16 protein-coding genes are annotated in these 18,599 nt (G+C 72.1%); 7 read left to right on the forward strand and 9 right to left on the reverse strand.

From position 1 onward, the window contains the following. Positions 1-217: 217 nt before the first annotated feature. The 3 genes from AB0K65_RS23730 to AB0K65_RS23740 form a co-directional block, all read right to left on the reverse strand. Positions 218-934: a TetR family transcriptional regulator gene (locus tag AB0K65_RS23730; RefSeq protein ID WP_365719657.1), complete on the reverse strand. Its 717-nt coding sequence runs from the start codon at positions 932-934 to the stop codon at positions 218-220. 104 nt (positions 935-1,038) lie between these two features. After that, positions 1,039-1,800: an SDR family NAD(P)-dependent oxidoreductase gene (locus tag AB0K65_RS23735; protein ID WP_365719659.1), complete on the reverse strand. Its 762-nt coding sequence runs from the start codon at positions 1,798-1,800 to the stop codon at positions 1,039-1,041. A gap of 62 nt (positions 1,801-1,862) precedes the next feature. Next, positions 1,863-3,017 (reverse strand): acyl-CoA dehydrogenase family protein, encoded by a 1,155-nt coding sequence (locus AB0K65_RS23740; protein WP_365719661.1) that lies wholly within the window; start codon positions 3,015-3,017, stop codon positions 1,863-1,865. A gap of 127 nt (positions 3,018-3,144) precedes the next feature. Between AB0K65_RS23740 and AB0K65_RS23745 the strand changes: the two genes are divergently transcribed. From AB0K65_RS23745 to AB0K65_RS23765, 5 genes are all read left to right on the forward strand, one after another. Further along, entirely contained in the window at positions 3,145-3,750 is a 606-nt protein-coding gene (locus AB0K65_RS23745) for a TetR/AcrR family transcriptional regulator (RefSeq protein ID WP_365719663.1), read from the forward strand. Between the two features lie 131 nt (positions 3,751-3,881). After that, on the forward strand, positions 3,882-4,616 hold the full coding sequence (locus AB0K65_RS23750) for a TNT domain-containing protein (protein ID WP_365719801.1): 735 nt from the start codon (positions 3,882-3,884) through the stop codon (positions 4,614-4,616). After that, the gene (locus AB0K65_RS23755; RefSeq protein WP_365719665.1) at positions 4,613-4,891 is read left to right on the forward strand and encodes a hypothetical protein; all 279 of its coding nucleotides are present in this window, start codon (positions 4,613-4,615) and stop codon (positions 4,889-4,891) included. The genes AB0K65_RS23750 and AB0K65_RS23755 overlap by 4 nt, the downstream gene beginning before the upstream one ends. A 172-nt stretch (positions 4,892-5,063) precedes the next feature. After that, complete coding sequence (locus AB0K65_RS23760; protein WP_365719667.1) at positions 5,064-5,672, forward strand: snapalysin family zinc-dependent metalloprotease; 609 nt, start codon at positions 5,064-5,066, stop codon at positions 5,670-5,672. Positions 5,673-5,950: 278 nt separating this feature from the next. Continuing rightward, positions 5,951-6,787, forward strand: a complete 837-nt coding sequence (locus AB0K65_RS23765) for an endonuclease (RefSeq protein ID WP_365719803.1) — start codon at positions 5,951-5,953, stop codon at positions 6,785-6,787. Positions 6,788-6,895: 108 nt separating this feature from the next. Here AB0K65_RS23765 and AB0K65_RS23770 read toward each other — a convergent pair whose 3' ends face one another. From AB0K65_RS23770 to AB0K65_RS23795, 6 genes are all read right to left on the reverse strand, one after another. After that, the gene (locus AB0K65_RS23770; protein WP_365719669.1) at positions 6,896-8,122 is read right to left on the reverse strand and encodes a GNAT family N-acetyltransferase; all 1,227 of its coding nucleotides are present in this window, start codon (positions 8,120-8,122) and stop codon (positions 6,896-6,898) included. Between the two features lie 121 nt (positions 8,123-8,243). Further along, positions 8,244-9,392 carry an XdhC/CoxI family protein gene (locus AB0K65_RS23775; protein WP_365719671.1) on the reverse strand — a complete coding sequence of 383 codons (1,149 nt, stop codon included), beginning with the start codon at positions 9,390-9,392 and terminating at the stop codon, positions 8,244-8,246. Between the two features lie 41 nt (positions 9,393-9,433). Next, the gene (locus AB0K65_RS23780; RefSeq protein ID WP_365719673.1) at positions 9,434-10,909 is read right to left on the reverse strand and encodes an NCS2 family permease; all 1,476 of its coding nucleotides are present in this window, start codon (positions 10,907-10,909) and stop codon (positions 9,434-9,436) included. A 367-nt stretch (positions 10,910-11,276) separates the two neighbouring features. Then, positions 11,277-13,682, reverse strand: coding sequence for a xanthine dehydrogenase subunit D (gene pucD / locus AB0K65_RS23785; protein ID WP_365719675.1), 2,406 nt, complete (start codon positions 13,680-13,682; stop codon positions 11,277-11,279). Between the two features lie 2 nt (positions 13,683-13,684). Further along, positions 13,685-14,278, reverse strand: a complete 594-nt coding sequence (locus tag AB0K65_RS23790; RefSeq protein WP_365719677.1) for a (2Fe-2S)-binding protein — start codon at positions 14,276-14,278, stop codon at positions 13,685-13,687. A 2-nt stretch (positions 14,279-14,280) separates the two neighbouring features. After that, on the reverse strand, positions 14,281-15,171 hold the full coding sequence (locus tag AB0K65_RS23795; RefSeq protein WP_365719679.1) for a xanthine dehydrogenase family protein subunit M: 891 nt from the start codon (positions 15,169-15,171) through the stop codon (positions 14,281-14,283). Between the two features lie 312 nt (positions 15,172-15,483). Here AB0K65_RS23795 and AB0K65_RS23800 point away from each other — a divergent pair, with 312 nt between their 5' ends. Both AB0K65_RS23800 and AB0K65_RS23805 read left to right on the forward strand, forming a co-directional pair. Further along, positions 15,484-17,181: a PucR family transcriptional regulator ligand-binding domain-containing protein gene (locus AB0K65_RS23800; protein ID WP_365719681.1), complete on the forward strand. Its 1,698-nt coding sequence runs from the start codon at positions 15,484-15,486 to the stop codon at positions 17,179-17,181. Positions 17,182-17,710: 529 nt separating this feature from the next. After that, on the forward strand, positions 17,711-18,499 hold the full coding sequence (locus tag AB0K65_RS23805) for a hypothetical protein (RefSeq protein ID WP_365719683.1): 789 nt from the start codon (positions 17,711-17,713) through the stop codon (positions 18,497-18,499). The last annotated feature ends 100 nt before the right edge of the window (positions 18,500-18,599 follow it).

Genomic DNA, 18,599 nt, shown 5'->3' on the forward strand with positions numbered 1-18,599 from the left:
GCGGCAGCGCTGGAAGTAGAGCTCGGCGCCTGCGCCCGATTCCTCGGTCCGGACGGCGTACCCGCTCCTCAGTCCCGTGTGGAACACGATGCTTCTCCTTGCACTCGGCGGCTCGACCGTGCAGTGCAAAGATATGGCACTGAGTGCCACAGAATAAAGACCTGAGTTCCCTTATTTGGAGATACCCGGAACCCCGTCGCCCCGGAACGCGTCCGGCTCAGCTCTCGCCGATGCTCGACTCCACCTCACGCACCACCCGCCACATGGGTGTGGAGCGCTTGGTGATCACCACGACGACGTCCTCGGCCTCGTCCGCCGGGGCCCCCGGGGCGCCGCCCTCCGGGCTCCAGGTGGCCCGGACGAACTCCAGGGCCCGGTCGACCTCGGCCAGCGGGTCGCCCTCGCCGCCCGAGCGCAGCCAGTGGCGCAGGGCGTGGTTGTGCGCGGCGACCACGGCCGCCGCGACCACGTTGGCGCGCAGGGTGCCGTCGCGCCGCCCGGCGAAGCGGGTGCGCAGGTAGTCGCCCAGGGTCTTCTCGTACCGCCAGACCACCGAGAGTTCGTACGTGCGAAGGCCCGTCACCTCGCGGGTGAGGCGGTAGCGCTGGACGGAGAACGTGGGGTTCTCGGCGTACATCCGCATGACGAGCCGGGCGGCGTCGCAGACCCGGACCAGTGGGTCGTCGCCGTCCTCGCTCGCGGCCAGGAACGCGGTCATGTCGGCGAGGCACTGCTCGTGGTCGGGGAAGACCACGTCCTCCTTGGACGGGAAGTACCGGAAGAAGGACCGGCGGCCGACCCCGGCCGTCCGGACGATGTCGTCGACGGTCGTCTGTTCGTACCCCCGCTCCAGGAAGAGCTGGAAGGCCGCGGCGATGAGGGAGTCCCGCATGCCGGGCTTCGCGGAGTTGGTCGACGCTGTTCCCGTTCCCATGGCCCGAACCTAACACCCCGGGCGCGCCGCAGCGGCACTTGGTGCCACTCAGAAGCGGCACCAAGTGCTATTTCCCTGGTGATGAGGGTGCGCGAGGGGGCGAATCAGCGGGCCGCCATGCGCAGAGCGCCGTCCATCCGGATCGTCTCGCCGTTGAGGTAGTCGTGCTCGGTGATCATCGTGACGAGCCGGGCATACTCCTCCGGCCGGGCCAGGCGCTGCGGGAAGGTGACGCTCGCGCCGAGCCCGGCCCGGATCTCGTCGCTGAAGCCGGCCATCATCGGGGTGTCGACGATGCCGGGGGCGATGGTGACGACCCGGATGCCGAACTGCGCGAGGTCCCGGGCGGCGGTCACGGTCATCCCGGCGACCCCGGCCTTGGAGGCCGCGTAGGCGATCTGGCCGACCTGCCCCTCGAAGGCGGCGATGGAGGCGGTGTTGACGACGAGCCCGCGCTGGCCGTGCTCGTCCGCCTCCTGCCGGGCGATGACCTCGGCGGCGAGGCGCATCACGTTGAAGGTGCCGAGCAGGTTGACGTGGAGCACCGTGCGGAACAGATCGAGATCGTGCGGCCCTTTGCGGCCCAGGACGCGGGCCGAGGGGGCGATGCCCGCGCAGTTGACGGCGAGCCGCAGCTCGGCGCCGTCGGCCTCGATCCGGGCGAGGGCCTCGCGGACCGGGCCCTCGTCGGTGACGTCGGCGGCGAGCAGGGTGACCCCGTCGGGCAGGGGGCCCGCGGCGGCGACGGCCCTGTCCAGGTCCAGGCCGTAGACGGTCGCGCCGCGGGCGGCGAGCGCGGCGGCGGTGGCGGCCCCGAGGCCCGAGGCCGCGCCGGTGACGAGCGCGGCGGATCCGGCGATGTCCATGATGCTCCTTGCGGGTGTGGCGGCAGCGTGCGAGACGGACGGAGGGGTGACGGCGAGCGGGGTCACCGGACGAGGGAGCGGCTGATGACGAGCCGCTGGATCTGGTTCGTGCCTTCGAAGATCTGCATGATCTTCGCCTCGCGCATGTAGCGCTCGACCGGGAAGTCACGCGTGTAGCCGTACCCGCCGAGGACCTGCACGGCGTCCGTGGTCACCTTCATGGCGGCGTCGGTCGCGACCAGCTTGGCCGCGCTGGCCTGGCGGCTGAACGGGCGGCCGAGGTCGCGGCGGCGGGCGGCGTCAAGGTAGGTCGCGCGGGCGGAGTCCACGGCGGCGGCCATGTCCGCGAGGAGGAAGCCGAGCCCCTGGTGGTCGACGATCTTGCGGCCGAAGGTGGTGCGCTCGTTGGCGTACGCGACGGCGGCGTCGAGGGCGGCCTGGGCGAGGCCCGTGGCGCAGGCGGCGATGCCGAGCCGGCCGCAGTCGAGGGCGCTGAACGCGATCTGGAGCCCCTGCCCCTCCTCCCCGATCCGGCGGTCGGCTCCGAGGAGGGCGCCGTCCCAGTGGGCGGAGGTGGTGGGCACGGCCTGGAGGCCCATCTTGCGTTCCGGCTTGCCGAAGGTCAGCCCGTCGGCGGCGCCCGGCGCGAGGAAGCAGGAGATGCCGTGGCTGCCCGGCGCCGTGCGGGCGAAGAGGGCGTAGAAGCCTGCCTTCCCGCCGTGCGTGATCCACGCCTTGTTTCCGGTGACGCGGTAGGCGTCGGCGCCCTCGCCGTCGGTGGTGCGCTCCGCCTTGCAGGAAAGGGCGGCCGCGTCGGAGCCGGCCTGAGGCTCGGAGAGGCTGTATCCGCCGACCACCTCGCCCGCGAGCATCGCGGGCAGCCAGCGCTCCTTCTGCTCGGGGGTGCCGAAGGAGTGCAGCGGGTGGCAGGCGAGCGTGTGCACGCTGGTGGCGACGGCCACGGCCGCCCAGCGTGCCGCGAGCTCCTCCAGGACCTGGAGGTAGACCTCGTACGGCTGGCCTCCGCCGCCGAATTCCTCGGGATAGGCGAGGCCGAGCAGCCCGGCCTCGCCGAGGGTGGTGAACAGACCTTCCGGGTACGTCTCGGCGGCCTCGTGCTCGTCCACGCGGGGAGAGAGCTCCTTGTCGGCGATCTCCCGCGTGAGGGCGATGAGGTCCGCTGCCTCGGGGGTGGGAAGCAGGCGGTCGACATCCATGGCGACTCCAGGGACACTCAGCACCACGGGTAAAGCGGTACTGGGGGCGGTACGGCAGTACCGGTCAGCGTAGCGCAGAAGGGTTCCGCCGTAACCCCCCGCAGAGGCCGCCCGGCATACTGTTCGGGTGATCGAGACCTCAGCCGCCGACGCACCCAAGCTGACGGGCCGCGGCGCGGCCCGCCGGTCCGCCCTGTTCGAGGACCTGGTGGCCCTTCTGGTGGGCGAGGGCTTCGCCCAGCTGACGCTCGACGAGCTCGCCTCTCGGCTGCGCTGCTCGAAGCGGACGCTCTACGGCCTGGCGGGCAGCAAGGAGCAGCTCGTCCGGGCGGCCGTGGTCCACTTCTTCCGGCGCGCGACGACTCGGGTGGAGTCGGTGCTCGCGGCCGAGACCGAGCCGGCCGAACGCCTCGCCGCCTATCTGCGGGCGGTGGCGGCCGAGCTGGCCCCGGTCTCGCCCCGCTTCTTCGACGACGTGGCCGCCTTCGAACCGGCCGCCGAGGTGTACGAGCGCAACACGCGCGCGGCGGCGGGACGGGTCCAGCAGCTGATCGAGGAGGGCGTGCGCGCGGGCGTCTTCCGCGACGTCCACGTGACCTTCGCGGCCGACGTCATCTCCTCGGTGATGGTCCGGATCCAGCGGCGCCAGGTGGCGGCGGCGACGGGGCTCGCCGACGCCGAGGCGTACGAACAGCTGGCGGAGCTGCTCCTGAACGGCCTGACGAGGTCCTGAGCGGCTCCCTCACGCTCCGCTTGTGATCCACTACTGTGTGCGGCGCATCGACAGGCCATGCCATCACACAGGGAGACCTTCGCGTGGAGCGCAGTCGTACCGACCTGAGGATCCGTGCCGTACTCGCCGCCATGGGCGTCACCGCCGCGCTGACCGGCGCCCCGGCGGCCCAGGCCGCCCCCGCCCCGGACGAGACGCCCGGCACCGTGACCACCGGCACCCCGCACCCCGGGACGCCCGAAGCCGGCGCCGCCCTGGCCGGAGCCGCCCCCCTCGCCACGGATGCCGGAGCCGGCTCCAGGCCGCACGCGCCCTGCACCGGGGAGTTCGCGGGCGACAAGCGGCTCGGCCCGAAGTTCCTGCCGAGGAAGCGGCAGCAGCCGGTGGGCCCGCTGCTGCACCGGTACCACCGCACCGGCACCCTCTCCTCCGCGGACTTCCTCAAGAAGTACTGGGAGGGCCCGGCCGACACGGGCGGCTGGAAGTACCCGCCGAACGACGGCTTCGCCGAGGTCAACGGCGAGGTGGACAAGGCCCCCGAGGTCCTGGAGGAGGGTGAGCGCCTGGACCGCTTCGGCTCGGAGTACGGCTCCTACCTCGCCCCCGCCGGAGACGCCTACGCCAAGCGAGCCCTGCCGCCGCAGAACCTCAACACCCGCGACGCCGCCTTCCCCTGCGACTACCACGTGTACGTCGTGACGCGGCCGTTCACGGTCTGGGAGGGCGGCATCGCCCCCTGGTTCGAGCAGCCCGGCGGCGGCCGCCAGATCAAGCTGGACCCCGCCTTCCTCGACCCGGGCACCGGTCAGCGCCTGAACGTCAAGTGGCTGCTCGACAACGGCTACCTGGTGCGCGTCACCGCGTGAACCGGTCCGCCTTGGCCCGGGCGCTGCGCGAGGCCGGAGTGCCCGGGGGCCACTACTGGATCGAGGGCGTCCACGAACCGGCCCCCACCCCGCCGGACTTCGCCTATCTGCGCGCGAGGCCCGGCGGCGACGGCTGGGAGACGGGCGTGTACGAGCGCGGCGCGTACGAGCCGGTCGCCGCGCACGCCACCGAGGCGGAGGCCTGCGCCCATCTCCGTACGCTGCTCATGGAAACGCCCCTGTCCCCCAACACGGCGCCAGAGGAAACAAACTGACGCTTTGTCAGCTATGGCAGGCCCATGACAGACAGGGTCGTGGGGGCATACCGTCGTAGGACCCGGGGAGGATCGGCGACCGACCGTCCCGGCCGACCGGGCACCAGCGCAGCTCCTCCCGCACTCTCGGTTCCGCACGGTTCCGAGTCCCCCCATGAGTGAAGGGACAGCAATGCCGCTCTCCACATGGCTGAAGACAGGGATCACCGCCGCAGCGGTCGTCCTGGCCACGGCGTCCGCCGCCAACGCCGCACCCGCCTACGCCCCCGCCCCCACGCCCGCGCCCGCCTCGCAGCCGTCGGCGGTGAGCGCCTCGGCGGTGGTGACACTCCGATACGACGACAGCAGGGCCGTCGGCTGGGAGGCGGCGATCGCCGCCGGAGTCGCCTCCTGGAACGCGAACGTCGACAACGTCCGGCTGGTCGAAGTGGCGCCGGGCTCCCCGGCCGAGATCGTGATCGTGGCGACGACCGGCTGGCCCCAGGCCACCCTCGGCCCCGTCCGGCCGGGCAGGCAGGTCCGGGTCGAGCTCGGCAGCCAGGCGGTGGCCCAGGGCTACGACAAGACCCGCATCGCCGCCCACGAGCTGGGCCACAGCCTGGGTCTGCCCGACACCAAGCCCGGCCCGTGCTCCCAGCTCATGTCGGGTTCGAGCGCCGGTACGAGCTGCAGGAACGCCGTCCCGAACGCGACCGAGCAGGCCCGGGTGGAGTCGGCCTACGCCGGCGGCCTCGCCTCCCGCGTCCCGGCCGACGGACGGGTCCTGGTGGACGCTCCCTAAGGGAGCCTGGACACCGCGCCCGGCCGACCTGATCGGCCGGGCGCTCCGGCATGCGCGGGAGCGGGGCTCGCACGGCCTTTCCGCCGCGCACCGGAGACGGCCTCCTCCACGGGGTCGTCACAGGACGGGTGCACGGCGTGCACGCACCCATGGCCGTGACATGCCAAGCTCCTGGCCTGAACCCCCCACCGTGATCCGTCTGTCGGGCACCACGTCCAGCCTGCCGATCGCCGGAACGAGACGACGTGCCCGCCGAGCGAGAGGACACCCCCCACATCATGTCCGCTCACCGCAGGCAGCGTCCCTGGCGGCGCCCCGTCCTGACCCTCGTCGCGACGGCCGCGGTCGCCGTGTCCACGGCGGCCTACGCCTCCGGCTCCCCGCCCGCGCCGGCCGGAGGCGCCGCGCCCGCCCCGGCCGCCGCGCCGCTGGACGACACGTACTACGACGGCGCCCACGGCAAGACCGGCACCGAGCTGAAGAGCGCCCTCCACGCCATCATCAGCGAGCAGACCAGGCTCTCGTACGACGACGTCTGGGACGCGCTGAAGACCACCGACGAGGATCCGGCCGCCCCGGGCAACGTCGTCCTGCTCTACTCCGGGCGCTCCCAGGCCAAGGACACCAACGGCGGCGAGGCGAACGACTGGAACCGCGAGCACGTCTGGGCCAAGTCGCACGGCGACTTCGGCACCGCCACGGGCCCGGGCACCGACATCCACCACCTGCGCCCCGAGGACGTCTCCGTCAACGCGACCCGGGGCAACCTCGACTTCGACACGGGCGGCGACCCGGTCGACGAGGCCCCCGGCAGCCTCTCCGACGGCGATTCGTTCGAGCCCCGGGACGCGGTCAAGGGCGATGTCGCCCGCATGATCCTCTACATGGCCGTCCGCTACGACGGCGGTGACGGCTTCCCCGACCTCGAACCCAACGAGCGGGTGGGGAACGGCTCCGCGCCGGCGATGGGCCGGCTCTCGGTCCTGCGGCAGTGGAACGACCAGGACCCGCCGGACGCGTTCGAGAAGTCCCGCAACGACAGGATCTTCGGCATCCAGAAGAACCGGAACCCCTTCATCGATCACCCCGAGTGGGTCGCCGAGATCTGGAAGTGACGCGGTACGACCGCCTCCCGCGCACGCCAGGGCGTTTCACGACGCCCCGTCCGCCCGGCGACGCCTGGCCCGCCCTGCGGGCGGACGGCGCCACTTTCGAAACACGCCCTAGAACTCGTCGCCGGTGTGCGGGAGGCGGTCGGTGCGCAGGGCAGCGTCGAGCGTGCCGGCCGCGCCCCGCGTGTGCTCCTCCACCAGGCCCGCGGCGACCAGGTCGGTGACTCGGGTCCCGCCGAGGTAGCAGGCGCCGAGGTCGCGTACGTCGAAGGCGAGGTCGACCGGATCGCCCGTCGGCTCGTACCGCGTCCCGGCGGGGCCCGCCGCCGTCCCCGTACGGAGCCGGAAGCGGCCGGAGTTGGCCGGGATCCGGCTGTCGTGGACCTCGACGACGAGGTCCGCGGCGGCGCTCCAGCGCCGCGCGGTCAGCGCCGCCCCCACGTCGACGAGCCGCACCCACAGCGCGGGGAACTGCCCCGTGACCCGCACCTGGTCGCGGTCGGCCGCGAAGAGCAGCAGGGGGTCGTCCAGCGGGCGGCCCCAGGCACGGACGGTGCCGGTGAGGTCCACGGAGGCGAGATAGGTCCACAGGGCGGCGGCGACCGCGGGGGTGTCGGCCTCGAGTTCGTCCACGCGGACCAGACCCGGGGTCCGGGTGCCGTCGTCCTCCCCCTTGGTGCGGTAGACGGCGTATCCCGCGAGGGGCTCGCCGAGGGCGACGATCCGGGGCGGGGACAGCTCGTCGTCCTCCTCGTCCTCGTCGACGAGCCATTCGCCGCTCCAGCGTTCCTCGTCACGGGCGACCCGCCCCGCCCGCCGCGCGCGGGTGGCCTCGTAGTACGGCCCGAGGACGGCGGGCGCGTCGGCGGGGTCCACGAGCCGCAGCGGGCGCTCGTCGGGGGCGACGCGCAGCGCGAGGGGCCGCCGGGAATCGATCTCGACGAGGGCGCCCTGGGTGGCGGGCCCGAAGCCGAACCGGCCGTAGATGGCGTCCTCCGAGGCCCACAGCGCGGCGATCGGCTCCCGGCGTGCCGCGCACCGGCGGTAGAGCTCCCCGAGCATGGCCGAGAGCACACCGCGCCGGCGGTGGGTGGGGGCGACCGAGACGAAGGTCAGGCCGGGGCAGGGCAGGTCGCCCCCGGGCACGGAGAGGGTGAAGCGGTGGGCGGCGACGAAGCCGACCAGGGTCTCCCCGTCGTACGCCCCGACGCGTTCGCAGGGCAGCATCAGCTCGCGGTGGTGCTTGCGCTTCTGTTCGTCCGGGCGTTCGTGGAAGACGAGGTAGACGAGATCGAGGGCGCGGTCGAGATGGGCTTCGGGTACGTCACGAATCTCCATGAACCGGACCCTAACCGGCGGGCGTCCCGCCGCCGCCGGTACGCGTCGATATCGCGACACCTCGGCCGGAAACCGGGCGTGGGGGCCGTACGGGACGTCCCGTACGGCCCGGGGGAGCCGTCTACGCCACGGAGCCGATGCGGCCGTCGGGTGCGCGCGGCCCGTCGTGGTGGATGGGCGTGTGGGCGCCGGTGAGGGAGACTCCGCTGCCGCCGCGCCGGTTGGCGACGATCTCGGCGGCGATGGAGATCGCCGTCTCCTCGGGGGTGCGGGCGCCGAGGTCGAGGCCGATCGGCGAGCGCAGCCGGGCGAGTTCGAGTTCGGTGACGCCGACCTCGCGCAGCCGCTTGTTGCGGTCCTCGTGGGTACGGCGGGAGCCCATCGCGCCGACGTAGGCGACGGGAAGCTTCAGGGCCGCTTCGAGCAGCGGGACGTCGAACTTGGCGTCGTGGGTGAGGACGCAGAGGACCGTGCGGCCGTCGATCCCGCCCGCGTCGGCGGCGGCCCTGAGGTAGCGGTGGGGCCACTCGACGACGATCTCGTCGGCGTCGGGGAAGCGGGCCGGCGTCGCGAAGACGGGGCGGGCGTCGCAGACGGTGACGTGGTACCCGAGGAACTTGCCGACCTTCACCAGCGCGGAGGCGAAGTCGATCGCGCCGAAGACGATCATGCGGGGGGCGGGGACGGAGGACTCGACCAGGAGGGTGAGCGGCTGACCGCAGCGGCTGCCGTCCTCGCCGATCTCGACGGTGCCGGTCCGGCCGGCGTCGAGCATGGCGAAGGCCTCGCCGGCCGCGGTGCGGTCCAGCTCGGGGTGGCCTCCGAGGGAACCTTCGCAGGACCCGTCGGGGCGGACGAGGAGCGCCCGGCCCATCAGGTCGGCGGGGCCCCCGACGATCCGGGCCAGGGCCGCCGCCTCGCCGGAGACGGCGGCGCGGAGCGCGGCGGGGTAGACCCCGCCGCGTACCGGCGTGACGAGGATGTCGATGATGCCGCCGCAGGTCAGGCCGACCGCGAAGGCGTCCTCGTCGCTGTATCCGAAGCGCTCGACGACGGTTCCGCCGTCCTCGAGGGCCTGTCGGCACAGGTCGTAGACCGCGCCCTCCACACATCCGCCGGAGACCGAGCCGATCGCCGTGCCGTCCCGGTCGACGGCGAGCGCGGCGCCGGGCTGCCGGGGCGCGCTGCCGCCGACGGCCACGACGGTGGCAACGGCGAACTCGCGGCCCTGCTCGACCCACCGGTGCAGCTCTTCGGCGATGTCCAGCATCTCGAACTCCTCGATACGTGTGGAGGGCGGCGGTACGGGCGTCAGCTGACGCCCAGCCAGCTCTCGATCGGATGGATCGCGAAGTACACGACGAAGATCGCGGTCAGACCCCACATGAAGGCGCCCACTTCGCGTGCCTTGCCCTGCGCCACCTTGATGACGGCGTAGGAGATGACACCGGCCGCGACACCCGTGGTGATGGTGTACGTGAACGGCATCAGGACCACGGTGAGGAACACCGGGATCGCGACGGAGCGGTCGCTCCAGTCGACGTGCTTGGCGTTCTGCATCATCATCGCGCCGATGACGACCAGGGCCGCGGAGGCGACCTCGGCGGGCACGATCGCGGTGACCGGGGTGAAGAAGAGGCAGGCCGCGAAGAACGCGCCGGTGACGACGGAGGACAGGCCCGTGCGGGCGCCTTCGCCGACGCCGGTGGCGGACTCGACGAAGACGGTCTGGCCGGAGCCGCCGACGCCTCCGCCGATGACACCGCCGGCACCGTCGATGAACAGGGCCTTGGACAGACCCGGCATGCGGCCCTTGTCGTCGGCCAGGTTGGCCTCGGAGCCGACACCGATGATGGTCGCCATGGCGTCGAAGAAGCCCGCGAGCACCAGGGTGAAGACGATCATGGTGATCGTGATGTAGCCGACGTCGCCCCAGCCGCTGAAGGACACGTCGCCGATGAGCGAGAAGTCCGGGGCGGAGACGGCGCTCCCGTGCAGCTCGGGCGCGCCGGAGAACCAGGCTCCCGCGCCCTTCTCCGGGACGTCGCCGACGGCGTTGACGATCATGGCGATGACCGTGCCCACGACGATGCCGATGAGGATGGCGCCGGGGATGTTGCGGGCCTGCAGGGCGAAGATCAGCAGCAGGGTGACGGCGAAGATCAGGACCGGCCAGCCCTGGAGTTCACCCAGGGGGCCGAGCGTGACGGGGCCGCCGCCGGGGGCGGGGTTCTCGTGCACGAAGCCGGCCTTGACGAAGCCGATGATCGCGATGAAGAGGCCGATGCCGATGGTGATCGCGTGCTTGATCGCCAGCGGTATCGCGTTCATGATCATCTCACGGAGGCCGGTGACCACCAGGAGACAGATCACCACACCGTAGGCCACACACATGGCCATGGCCTGCGGCCAGGTCATGACGGCGATGACCTGCGAGGACAGGACGCCGGACACGCTGAGGCCGGCGGCCAGGGCGAGCGGGACCTTGCCCCAGAAGCCCATCAGGAGGGTGGTCACAGCGGCGGCGAGAGCGGTCGCCGTGATGAGCGCGGGCTGGCTGAGGACGTTGCCGTCCACATCCTTGCCGCCGAGGATCAGGGGGTTGAGCAGGAGAATGTACGCCATCGCCATGAAGGTGGTGACGCCGCCGCGGATCTCCGTCGCGACGGTGGATCCTCTCTCCGAGATGTGAAAGTACCGGTCGAGCCAAGAACGGCCGGCGGGGACGTTGGAGCCGGAGCCCGCGTCCTCCGAGGCGGTCTTGGGCTCCACTGACGACTGGGTCATGGGGCCTACTCCCAAGGTTCAAAGGGGCACCCGCATAAGACTGGGGAAGTCAGAGACGCTGCGGGATTTGGGATGCTGCGTGGGCTGCACGACCCGGGGGACGGCCCGAGACGAACTGTGGTGGTTCAGGTCGATCTGGTGCTGCTCGGTACTGCGGGGTGGTGCGGGTGATGCCGGGTACCACGGGTGGTACTCGGTACTGCGGGTGATGCCGGTGGTGCTGGGTACTGCGGGGGTCGCTCCGGGCGGTACGGGCGGGAAGTGTGACGTTCCTGGAGGCACGCACCGCCCGGAGAGTTCTCGGTCGTGTCCGGAAAGTCTCGCCAGGGCGCCCTTCGGACGGACGCCGGTACTTTCCGGACACTCTCTAGAGGGTGCCGGTGAGCGCCTCGGGGCGGACCGGCGTCTTGTTCAGCTCCAGACCCGTCGCGTTCCGGATCGCCGCGAGGACGGCCGGGGTGGACGACAGGGTCGGGGCCTCGCCGAGTCCCCGCAGGCCGTACGGCGCGTTGGGGTCGGCGAGTTCGAGGACGTCGACCGGGATGGTCGGCGTGTCGAGGATCGTCGGGATCAGGTAGTCCGTGAAGGAGGGGTTGCGCACCTTCGCGGTCTTCGGGTCCACGATGATCTCTTCCATCACCGCGACGCCCAGGCCCTGGGTGGTGCCACCCTGGATCTGGCCGACGACGGAGAGCATGTTGAGCGCCTTGCCGACGTCCTGGGCGGTGGCCAGCTCGATGACCTTGACCAGGCCGAGCTCGGTGTCCACCTCCACCACCGCGCGGTGCGCGGCGAAGGTGTACTGGACATGGCCGTCGCCCTGGCCGGTGACGAGGTCGAACGCCTGGGTCGGACGGTGGCGGAACTCGAGCTCGATGTCGATCGGCTCCTCGCCCTCCAGGATGTCCGCGATGGTCGCCAGGACCTCGCCGCCGTCGGTGACGACCTTGCCGCCCTCCAGGAGCAGCTCGGCGGTCGCCCACGCCGGGTGGTAGGACCCGTTCTTGCGGCGGCCGATCTCCAGGACCGCCTCGCGGACGGCCTCACAGGTGTTCTTCACCGCGCCACCGGTCATGTACGTCTGCCGGGAGGCGGACGTCGAACCGGCGGAGCCGACCTGGGTGTCGGCCGGGTGGATCGTCACCTGCGTGACGCCCAGCTCCGTACGGGCGATCTGGGCGTGCACGGTGACACCGCCCTGACCGACCTCCGCCATGGCCGTGTGGACCATCGCGACGGGCTCGCCGTTGATGACCTCCAGGGTCACGCGGGCGGTGGAGTAGTCGTCGAAGCCCTCGGAGAAGCCGACGTTCTTGATGCCGACGGCGTAGCCGACACCCCGGACGACACCCTCGCCGTGCGTGGTGTTGGACAGACCGCCGGGCAGCGCGCGGACGTCCGCCTGCTCACCGGCGGCGAGCCACTGCTGCTCCGGGGGCATCGGGCGGGCCTTGACCCGGCGCAGCAGCTCGGCGACCGGGGCCGGCGAGTCCACGACCTGGCCGGTCGGCATGATCGTGCCCTGCTCCATGGCGTTGAGCTGGCGCAGCTCCACCGGGTCCATGCCCAGCTTGGCGGCGAGCTTGTCCATCTGCGCCTCGTACGCGAAGCACGCCTGGACGGCGCCGAAGCCGCGCATCGCGCCACAGGGCGGGTTGTTGGTGTAAAGCGCGACGGCCTCGATGTCGACGTTGTCGATCACGTACGGACCGGCGCCGAGGGAGGACGCGTTGCCGACGACCGCCGGGGAGGCGGAGGCGTACGCGCCGCCGTCGAGCACGATCCGGCACTTCATGTGCGTGATCTTGCCGTCCTTGGTGGCCCCGTGCTCGTACCAGAGCTTCGCCGGGTGGCGGTGCACGTGCCCGAAGAAGGACTCGAAGCGGTTGTAGACGATCTTGACGGGCTTGCCGGTGCGCAGCGCCAGGAGGCAGGCGTGGATCTGCATCGACAGGTCCTCGCGGCCGCCGAAGGCGCCGCCGACGCCGGAGAGCGTCATCCGGACCTTCTCCTCGGGCAGGCCGAGGACCGGGGCGATCTGGCGGAGGTCGGAGTGCAGCCACTGGGTGGCGACGTACAGGTCGACGCCTCCGTCCTCGGCGGGCACGGCGAGACCGGACTCCGGGCCGAGGAAGGCCTGGTCCTGCATGCCGAAGACGTACTCGCCCTCGACGATCACGTCGGCCCGCTTGCGGGCCTCCTCCACGTCGCCGCGGATGATCGGCTGGCGGTGCACGATGTTGGGGTGCGGGACGTGACCGGCGTGGTGGTCGTCGCGGCCCGGGTGGAGCAGCGGCGCGTCCTCGGCGAGGGCGGAGGCCTCGTCGGTGACGACCGGCAGTTCCTTGTAGTCGATCTTGATCTTGGCGGCCGCGCGGCGGGCGGTCTCCGGATGGTCGGCGGCGATCAGGGCCACCGGCTCGCCGTGGTGCCGTACCCGGCCGTGGGCGAGGACGGGGGTGTCCTGGATCTCCAGGCCGTAGTTCTTCATCTCGGTCGGCAGGTCGTCGTAGGTCAGGACGGCGTAGACGCCGCCCATCGCGAGGGCCTCGGAGATGTCGATGGAGAGGATCTCGGCGTGCGCCACGGTGGAGCGGAGCGTGTGGCCCCACAGCATGTCCTCGTGCCACATGTCCGAGGAGTACGCGAACTCGCCGGTCACCTTGAGGGTGCCGTCCGGGCGGAGGGTGGACTCGCCGATGCCGCCCTTGTTGTGGTTCTGGGTGACCTTCGTCGGCGTACCGGCCGGAGTGGTACGGGTGTTCTGCGCCATGGTCAGACCGCCTCTCCCTGACGGGCGGCCGCCAGGCGGACCGCGTCGAGGATCTTCTCGTACCCCGTGCACCGGCAGAGGTTGCCGGAGAGGGCCTCACGGATGTCCTGGTCGGACGGGTCGCTCTGACGCTCCAGGAGTTCGTCGGCGGCGATCAGCAGACCGGGGGTGCAGAAGCCGCACTGGACGGCGCCGGCGTCGATGAACGCCTGCTGGATCGGGCTCAGTTCGACGCCCTCACCGGTCTGCGAGTCGGCCGGCTTGGCCTGCCACTTCTTCGCCGAGTCGAGGCTCGTGCCGCAGCCTCCGGTGCCGCAGGCCCCGCCCGGGTGGGCGTCCTCGCGGTGCTGGGCGTAGTCGGCGAGACCCTCGACCGTGACGACCTCGCGCCCCTCGACCTGACCGGCGGCGACCAGGCAGGAACAGACCGGCACCCCGTCGAGACGGACCGTGCAGGAACCGCACTCGCCCTGCTCGCAGGCGTTCTTGGAGCCGGGCAGACCCATCCGCTCACGCAGGACGTAGAGGAGGGACTCGCCCTCCCAGACGTCGTCGGCTTCCTGCGGACGACCGTTGACCGTGAAATTGACGCGCATGGTTATGCAGCTCCCTCAAGCGTGCGGCCGGTGCCGCGGTACTGCTCCCAGGTCCAGCCGAGCTGACGGCGGGCCATGATGCCGACGGCGTGGCGCCGGTACTTGGCGGTGCCGCGGACGTCGTCGATCGGATTGGCGGCGCCCGAGCAGAGGTCGGCGAACTGCTTCGCGATCGACGGCGTGATGATCTTGCCGCTCTCCCAGAAACCGCCCTCTTCCAGAGCCGCGTTCAGGAAGGCCTCGGCCTCCTTGGCGCGGATCGGGGTGGGCGCGGCCGAACCGATGCCGGTGCGCACGGTCCGGGTCTCCGGGTGGAGCGCCAGGCCGAAGGCGCAGACCGCGATGACCATCGCGTTGCGCGTCCCGACCTTCGAGTACTGCTGAGGTCCGTCCGCCTTCTTGATGTGGACGGTCTTGATCAGCTCGTCGGGCTCCAGCGCGTTGCGCTTCACACCCGTGTAGAACGCGTCGATCGGGATGAACCGGTTGCCGCGCACCGACTCCACCTCGACCTCGGCACCCGCGGCGAGCAGCGCCGGGTGCGCGTCACCGGCCGGGGACGCGGTGCCGAGGTTGCCGCCGACACCACCGCGGTTACGGATCTGGGGGGAGGCGACCGTGTGCGAGGCGAGCGCCAGACCGGGCAGCTCGGCCCGCAGGTTCTCCATGATCTGCGTGTACGGAACGGAGGCTCCGAGGCGGACGTTCTCCTCGCCGACCTCCCACTCGCGCAGCAGCTCGATACGGTTCAGGTCCAGGAGGTACTCGGGACGCCGGTGGTCGAAGTTGATCTCGACCATGACGTCGGTGCCACCCGCGATGGGCACGGCCGTGGGGTGCTCGGCCTTGGCGGCGAGCGCCTCCTCCCAGCTGGCGGGGCGAAGGAAGTCCATGGTGGCTCTCTTCTAGTGCTTCTAGTGGTCGGGGGTCCGTCGTACGGGCCCGGGGGGACGGCCGGCCCTCGACTTCGATTTCGTGTTCATGTGCTGTTCACGCGATGTGTGGCCTAGTACACAAGCCCGGCAGGCTGGGGTGCAGTCACCGAAACCATGAAGGAGTTGGCTGGTGACCTTGTTCGTCTTGTAGATTCGAACGAAAGGCGGGGCTCGGTAACCTCGCCGTTTCCCCCTGGAAACGGTGGCACCGCGCCACCGACGACAACGCGACAGTTTTCGCGACGGACGAGAAGGAACGGCGGAGACGAGATGCGGCTGCGCGCACTGCTGGAAACCGACGCGCTGGGGCTGCGCCTGCTCGGTGGCGAGGAAGAGCTGGACCGCACGGTCCGTGGCGTGATGACGACGGACCTCAAGGATCCCAGCAGGTATCTGTCCGGTGGCGAGCTGGTCCTCACCGGCCTGGCCTGGCTGCGTGAGCCCGAGGACGCCGAACCGTTCGTCCGGATCCTCGCCTCCACCGGAGTGGCGGCCCTGGCGGCGGGCGAGGCCGAGCTGGGCGACATCCCGGACGATCTGGTGCAGGCGTGTTTGCGCCACCGCCTGCCCCTGTTCGCGGTCAACGAGACGGTTGCTTTCGCGACGATCACGGAACACGTTGTTCGACAGGTCTCCGGCGAGCGGGCCGGCGACCTGGCGGCGGTCGTCGACCGCCACCGGCGGCTGATGACCTCCGGTCCCGCCGGCGGCGGCCCCGACGTCGTCCTGGACCTTCTCGGCTCCGACCTGGACCTTCGCGCCTGGGTCCTCTCCCCGACCGGCCGCCAGATCGCCGGCGCGGGCGAGCCCCTGGAGGCCGGTCTGGCCGCCACCCTCGCCGGGGAACACCTGGCCGCGACCCGCACCGGCCGGCGCGGCCCGCACCGGCTCGCCCTCGGCGGAACCACCTACTCGCTGTTCCCGATCCGCAACACCGGGCGCGGCGCCGTGCCCGCCTCCCGCGACGTGCGCGAGACCGTGCTGTCCGACTGGCTGCTCGCCGTCGAGGCCGACGCCGGAGAGTGGCCGGCCGCCCGGCTCGACCTGCTCCAGGGCGTCACCCAGCTGATCGCCGTCGAACGCGACCGGCGCGACGCCGCCCGCACCGTACGGCGCCGGCTCGCCCAGGAAGTCCTCGAACTCGTCCAGACCGGCGCCGCCCCCGCCGAGATCGCGGCCCGCCTGCGCGTCGCCGCCCCGGTGCTGCTCCCGGGCCTCGGCACCGCGCCGCACTGGCAGGTCGTCGTCGCCCGCGTGGAATGGGACCAGGAGGGCGCCACGGGAACGGCCGTCGACAGCGGCCCGGTCGCCCAGGCGCTCCTGGAGGAGATCCTGGTCGACCCCGCCACCGTCGGCACCGACTCGGCCGACCGGATCGCCGTCGCCCACCACGGCGACGAGGCCATCGCCCTCGTCCCGCTGCCCGCCGGCCCCCTCCCGGACAGCGAGGACGAGGGCACCTCCCCCGGCCTCGGCCTGCACGCCGACGCGCTCCTCGCCGCCGTCCGCGACCCGCTCTCGTCCGGACTCGCCGACGACGGGCGGCTCACTCTCGGCGTCAGCGCGGCCGTCCACTCCGCCGAAGGCCTGCGCGGCGCCCTGGAGGAGGCCCGCCACGCCCGCCGCGTCGCCGCCGCCCGCCCGGGCCGCGTCTGCGCCGCCGGACACCACGAACTGGCCTCCCACGTCCTGCTGCTCCCGTTCGTCCCGGACGACGTCCGCCGCGCCTTCACGGCCCGCCTCCTGGACCCGCTGCGCGACTACGACCGCCGCCACCGCGCGGAACTCATCCCCACCCTGGAGGCCTTCCTCGACTGCGACGGCTCCTGGACACGCTGCGCGACCCGGCTTCACCTGCATGTGAACACCCTGCGCTACCGAGTCGGCAGGATCGAGCAACTGACGGGCCGGGACCTGTCGCGCCTGGAGGACAAGCTCGACTTCTTCCTGGCCCTCCGCATGAGCTGAGGCGCTCTTCTTCGAGGGCTCGGCTCACGCGCCAGACGGCGCCCGGGGGCGCCTGGAGGCAGGATCATCCCGCCCGCCTCGTGGGACGAGGCGGGACCACCCGTCGCAGGCGCCCCGCCGGTCGCCGCGGGCAGGGCGGATCCACCCGTCCGGCCCACACCCGGCGAGAGAGGCGCGGGGCACCGCCGAGTGGACGTGCGCGTCGGCGGTCCGCGCGGCGCCGTCACCCGGGACGGGGACGGCGAGATTCATCTTTTCGGGGGAGGTCCGGCACGGCCCCTCGTCAGGCGTTCCGCCCCCTCGGACGACGGCTCCCGCCCCTTCCCGACAGCGCCCGGCGGCGGGGCGCAGGCAGGCCGGGCCGAGCGCGGATCCCGGACATCGGAAGTGTCCGTATACCGGTGTGCGCAAGGCTCTTGTGAAATGATTCACTCGACCTCTTGGCCAGGCGCGCCGGTTCGTGCTGAGATGCGAGACGACTCAACAGCTCAATGGCGCGCTCGGGGAGGGCAATGTGGCGGACACCGCCATGTCTGGTTCCGAAACAACGGAAGGCGTCGATCCGTCCCCTGCCTACGGCAGGGAGACCCCGACGGAGACCGCCATATGGCGACTGCGGTCACGCGGCTGCTGGACGGACGCGGCCGCTCTGCTCACCCCCCACGCCGCCGAACCGGCGGCGGCGCTCGAGAGGGCGGCGCTGCTGATCGAGCGGTGTCTCTACACCGAGCAGGGCTGGGCCGAGGCGGAAGAGGCACTGCGGGCGGCCGAGGCGGTCGCCCAGAGCGACGAGGAACGAGGGGCCGCGGCCTGCGAACGCGGTTACCTCGCCTACGCGTCGACGCTCCTCGGGGTCAGGGACCGGGCCGACGAGGCCCGGGCGGCGCTCGGCCGGGCGGCGGCGCTGATCGGCCCGACCACCGACGGGCGCCCGCTGCTCGACTTCCGGCGCGGGCTGGTCGCCCAGAACCTCGGCGACTCCCCGCAGGCGGCCCGCGCCGCCTACCGCCGCGCCCACGCGGGCGCCACGGACCGGGGCGACACCCTGCTGCTCTCCTCCACCTGGCGCCATCTCGCGGGACTCGCCTTGCGGGAAGGGGAGTTGGCCGAGGCCCGGCACGGTTTCGCCGAGTCGCTCCGGATCCGCGAGGAACTCGGCTTCCTCGTCGGTACGGCCCCCGCCCTGACGGCCCTGGCGGACACCGAGACGGAGCCGGAGGCCCGCCGCCTCAGGGCGGAGGCCACCCGCCTCTTCCGGCTCCTGGGCGGTGTACCGACCTGGCTCGCGGCTCAACTCGCTCCGCAGACGGCGGCGTGACGCACCGTCATTGACGGTGCACCGGGGCGTCCGCGAGGGCGCCCCGGTCGTCGTGATCCGGTGCACAACGGCGCCGAAGGAGCCCGACGGGTTCGGGTGC

The organism is Streptomyces sp. NPDC053755, from assembly GCF_040677675.1.
In the GTDB taxonomy this organism is placed as follows: domain Bacteria; phylum Actinomycetota; class Actinomycetes; order Streptomycetales; family Streptomycetaceae; genus Streptomyces.

Coding starts and splice junctions, on each gene's coding strand:
- AB0K65_RS23730 (WP_365719657.1), bottom strand. CDS start 934: ATGGGAACGGGAACAGCGTCGACCAACTCCGCGAAGCCCGGCATGCGG.
- AB0K65_RS23735 (WP_365719659.1), bottom strand. CDS start 1,800: ATGGACATCGCCGGATCCGCCGCGCTCGTCACCGGCGCGGCCTCGGGC.
- AB0K65_RS23740 (WP_365719661.1), bottom strand. CDS start 3,017: ATGGATGTCGACCGCCTGCTTCCCACCCCCGAGGCAGCGGACCTCATC.
- AB0K65_RS23750 (WP_365719801.1), top strand. CDS start 3,882: ATGGGCGTCACCGCCGCGCTGACCGGCGCCCCGGCGGCCCAGGCCGCC.
- AB0K65_RS23760 (WP_365719667.1), top strand. CDS start 5,064: ATGCCGCTCTCCACATGGCTGAAGACAGGGATCACCGCCGCAGCGGTC.
- AB0K65_RS23765 (WP_365719803.1), top strand. CDS start 5,951: ATGTCCGCTCACCGCAGGCAGCGTCCCTGGCGGCGCCCCGTCCTGACC.
- AB0K65_RS23770 (WP_365719669.1), bottom strand. CDS start 8,122: ATGGAGATTCGTGACGTACCCGAAGCCCATCTCGACCGCGCCCTCGAT.
- AB0K65_RS23775 (WP_365719671.1), bottom strand. CDS start 9,392: ATGCTGGACATCGCCGAAGAGCTGCACCGGTGGGTCGAGCAGGGCCGC.
- AB0K65_RS23780 (WP_365719673.1), bottom strand. CDS start 10,909: ATGACCCAGTCGTCAGTGGAGCCCAAGACCGCCTCGGAGGACGCGGGC.
- pucD (WP_365719675.1), bottom strand. CDS start 13,682: ATGGCGCAGAACACCCGTACCACTCCGGCCGGTACGCCGACGAAGGTC.
- AB0K65_RS23790 (WP_365719677.1), bottom strand. CDS start 14,278: ATGCGCGTCAATTTCACGGTCAACGGTCGTCCGCAGGAAGCCGACGAC.
- AB0K65_RS23795 (WP_365719679.1), bottom strand. CDS start 15,171: ATGGACTTCCTTCGCCCCGCCAGCTGGGAGGAGGCGCTCGCCGCCAAG.
- AB0K65_RS23800 (WP_365719681.1), top strand. CDS start 15,484: ATGCGGCTGCGCGCACTGCTGGAAACCGACGCGCTGGGGCTGCGCCTG.
- AB0K65_RS23805 (WP_365719683.1), top strand. CDS start 17,711: ATGTCTGGTTCCGAAACAACGGAAGGCGTCGATCCGTCCCCTGCCTAC.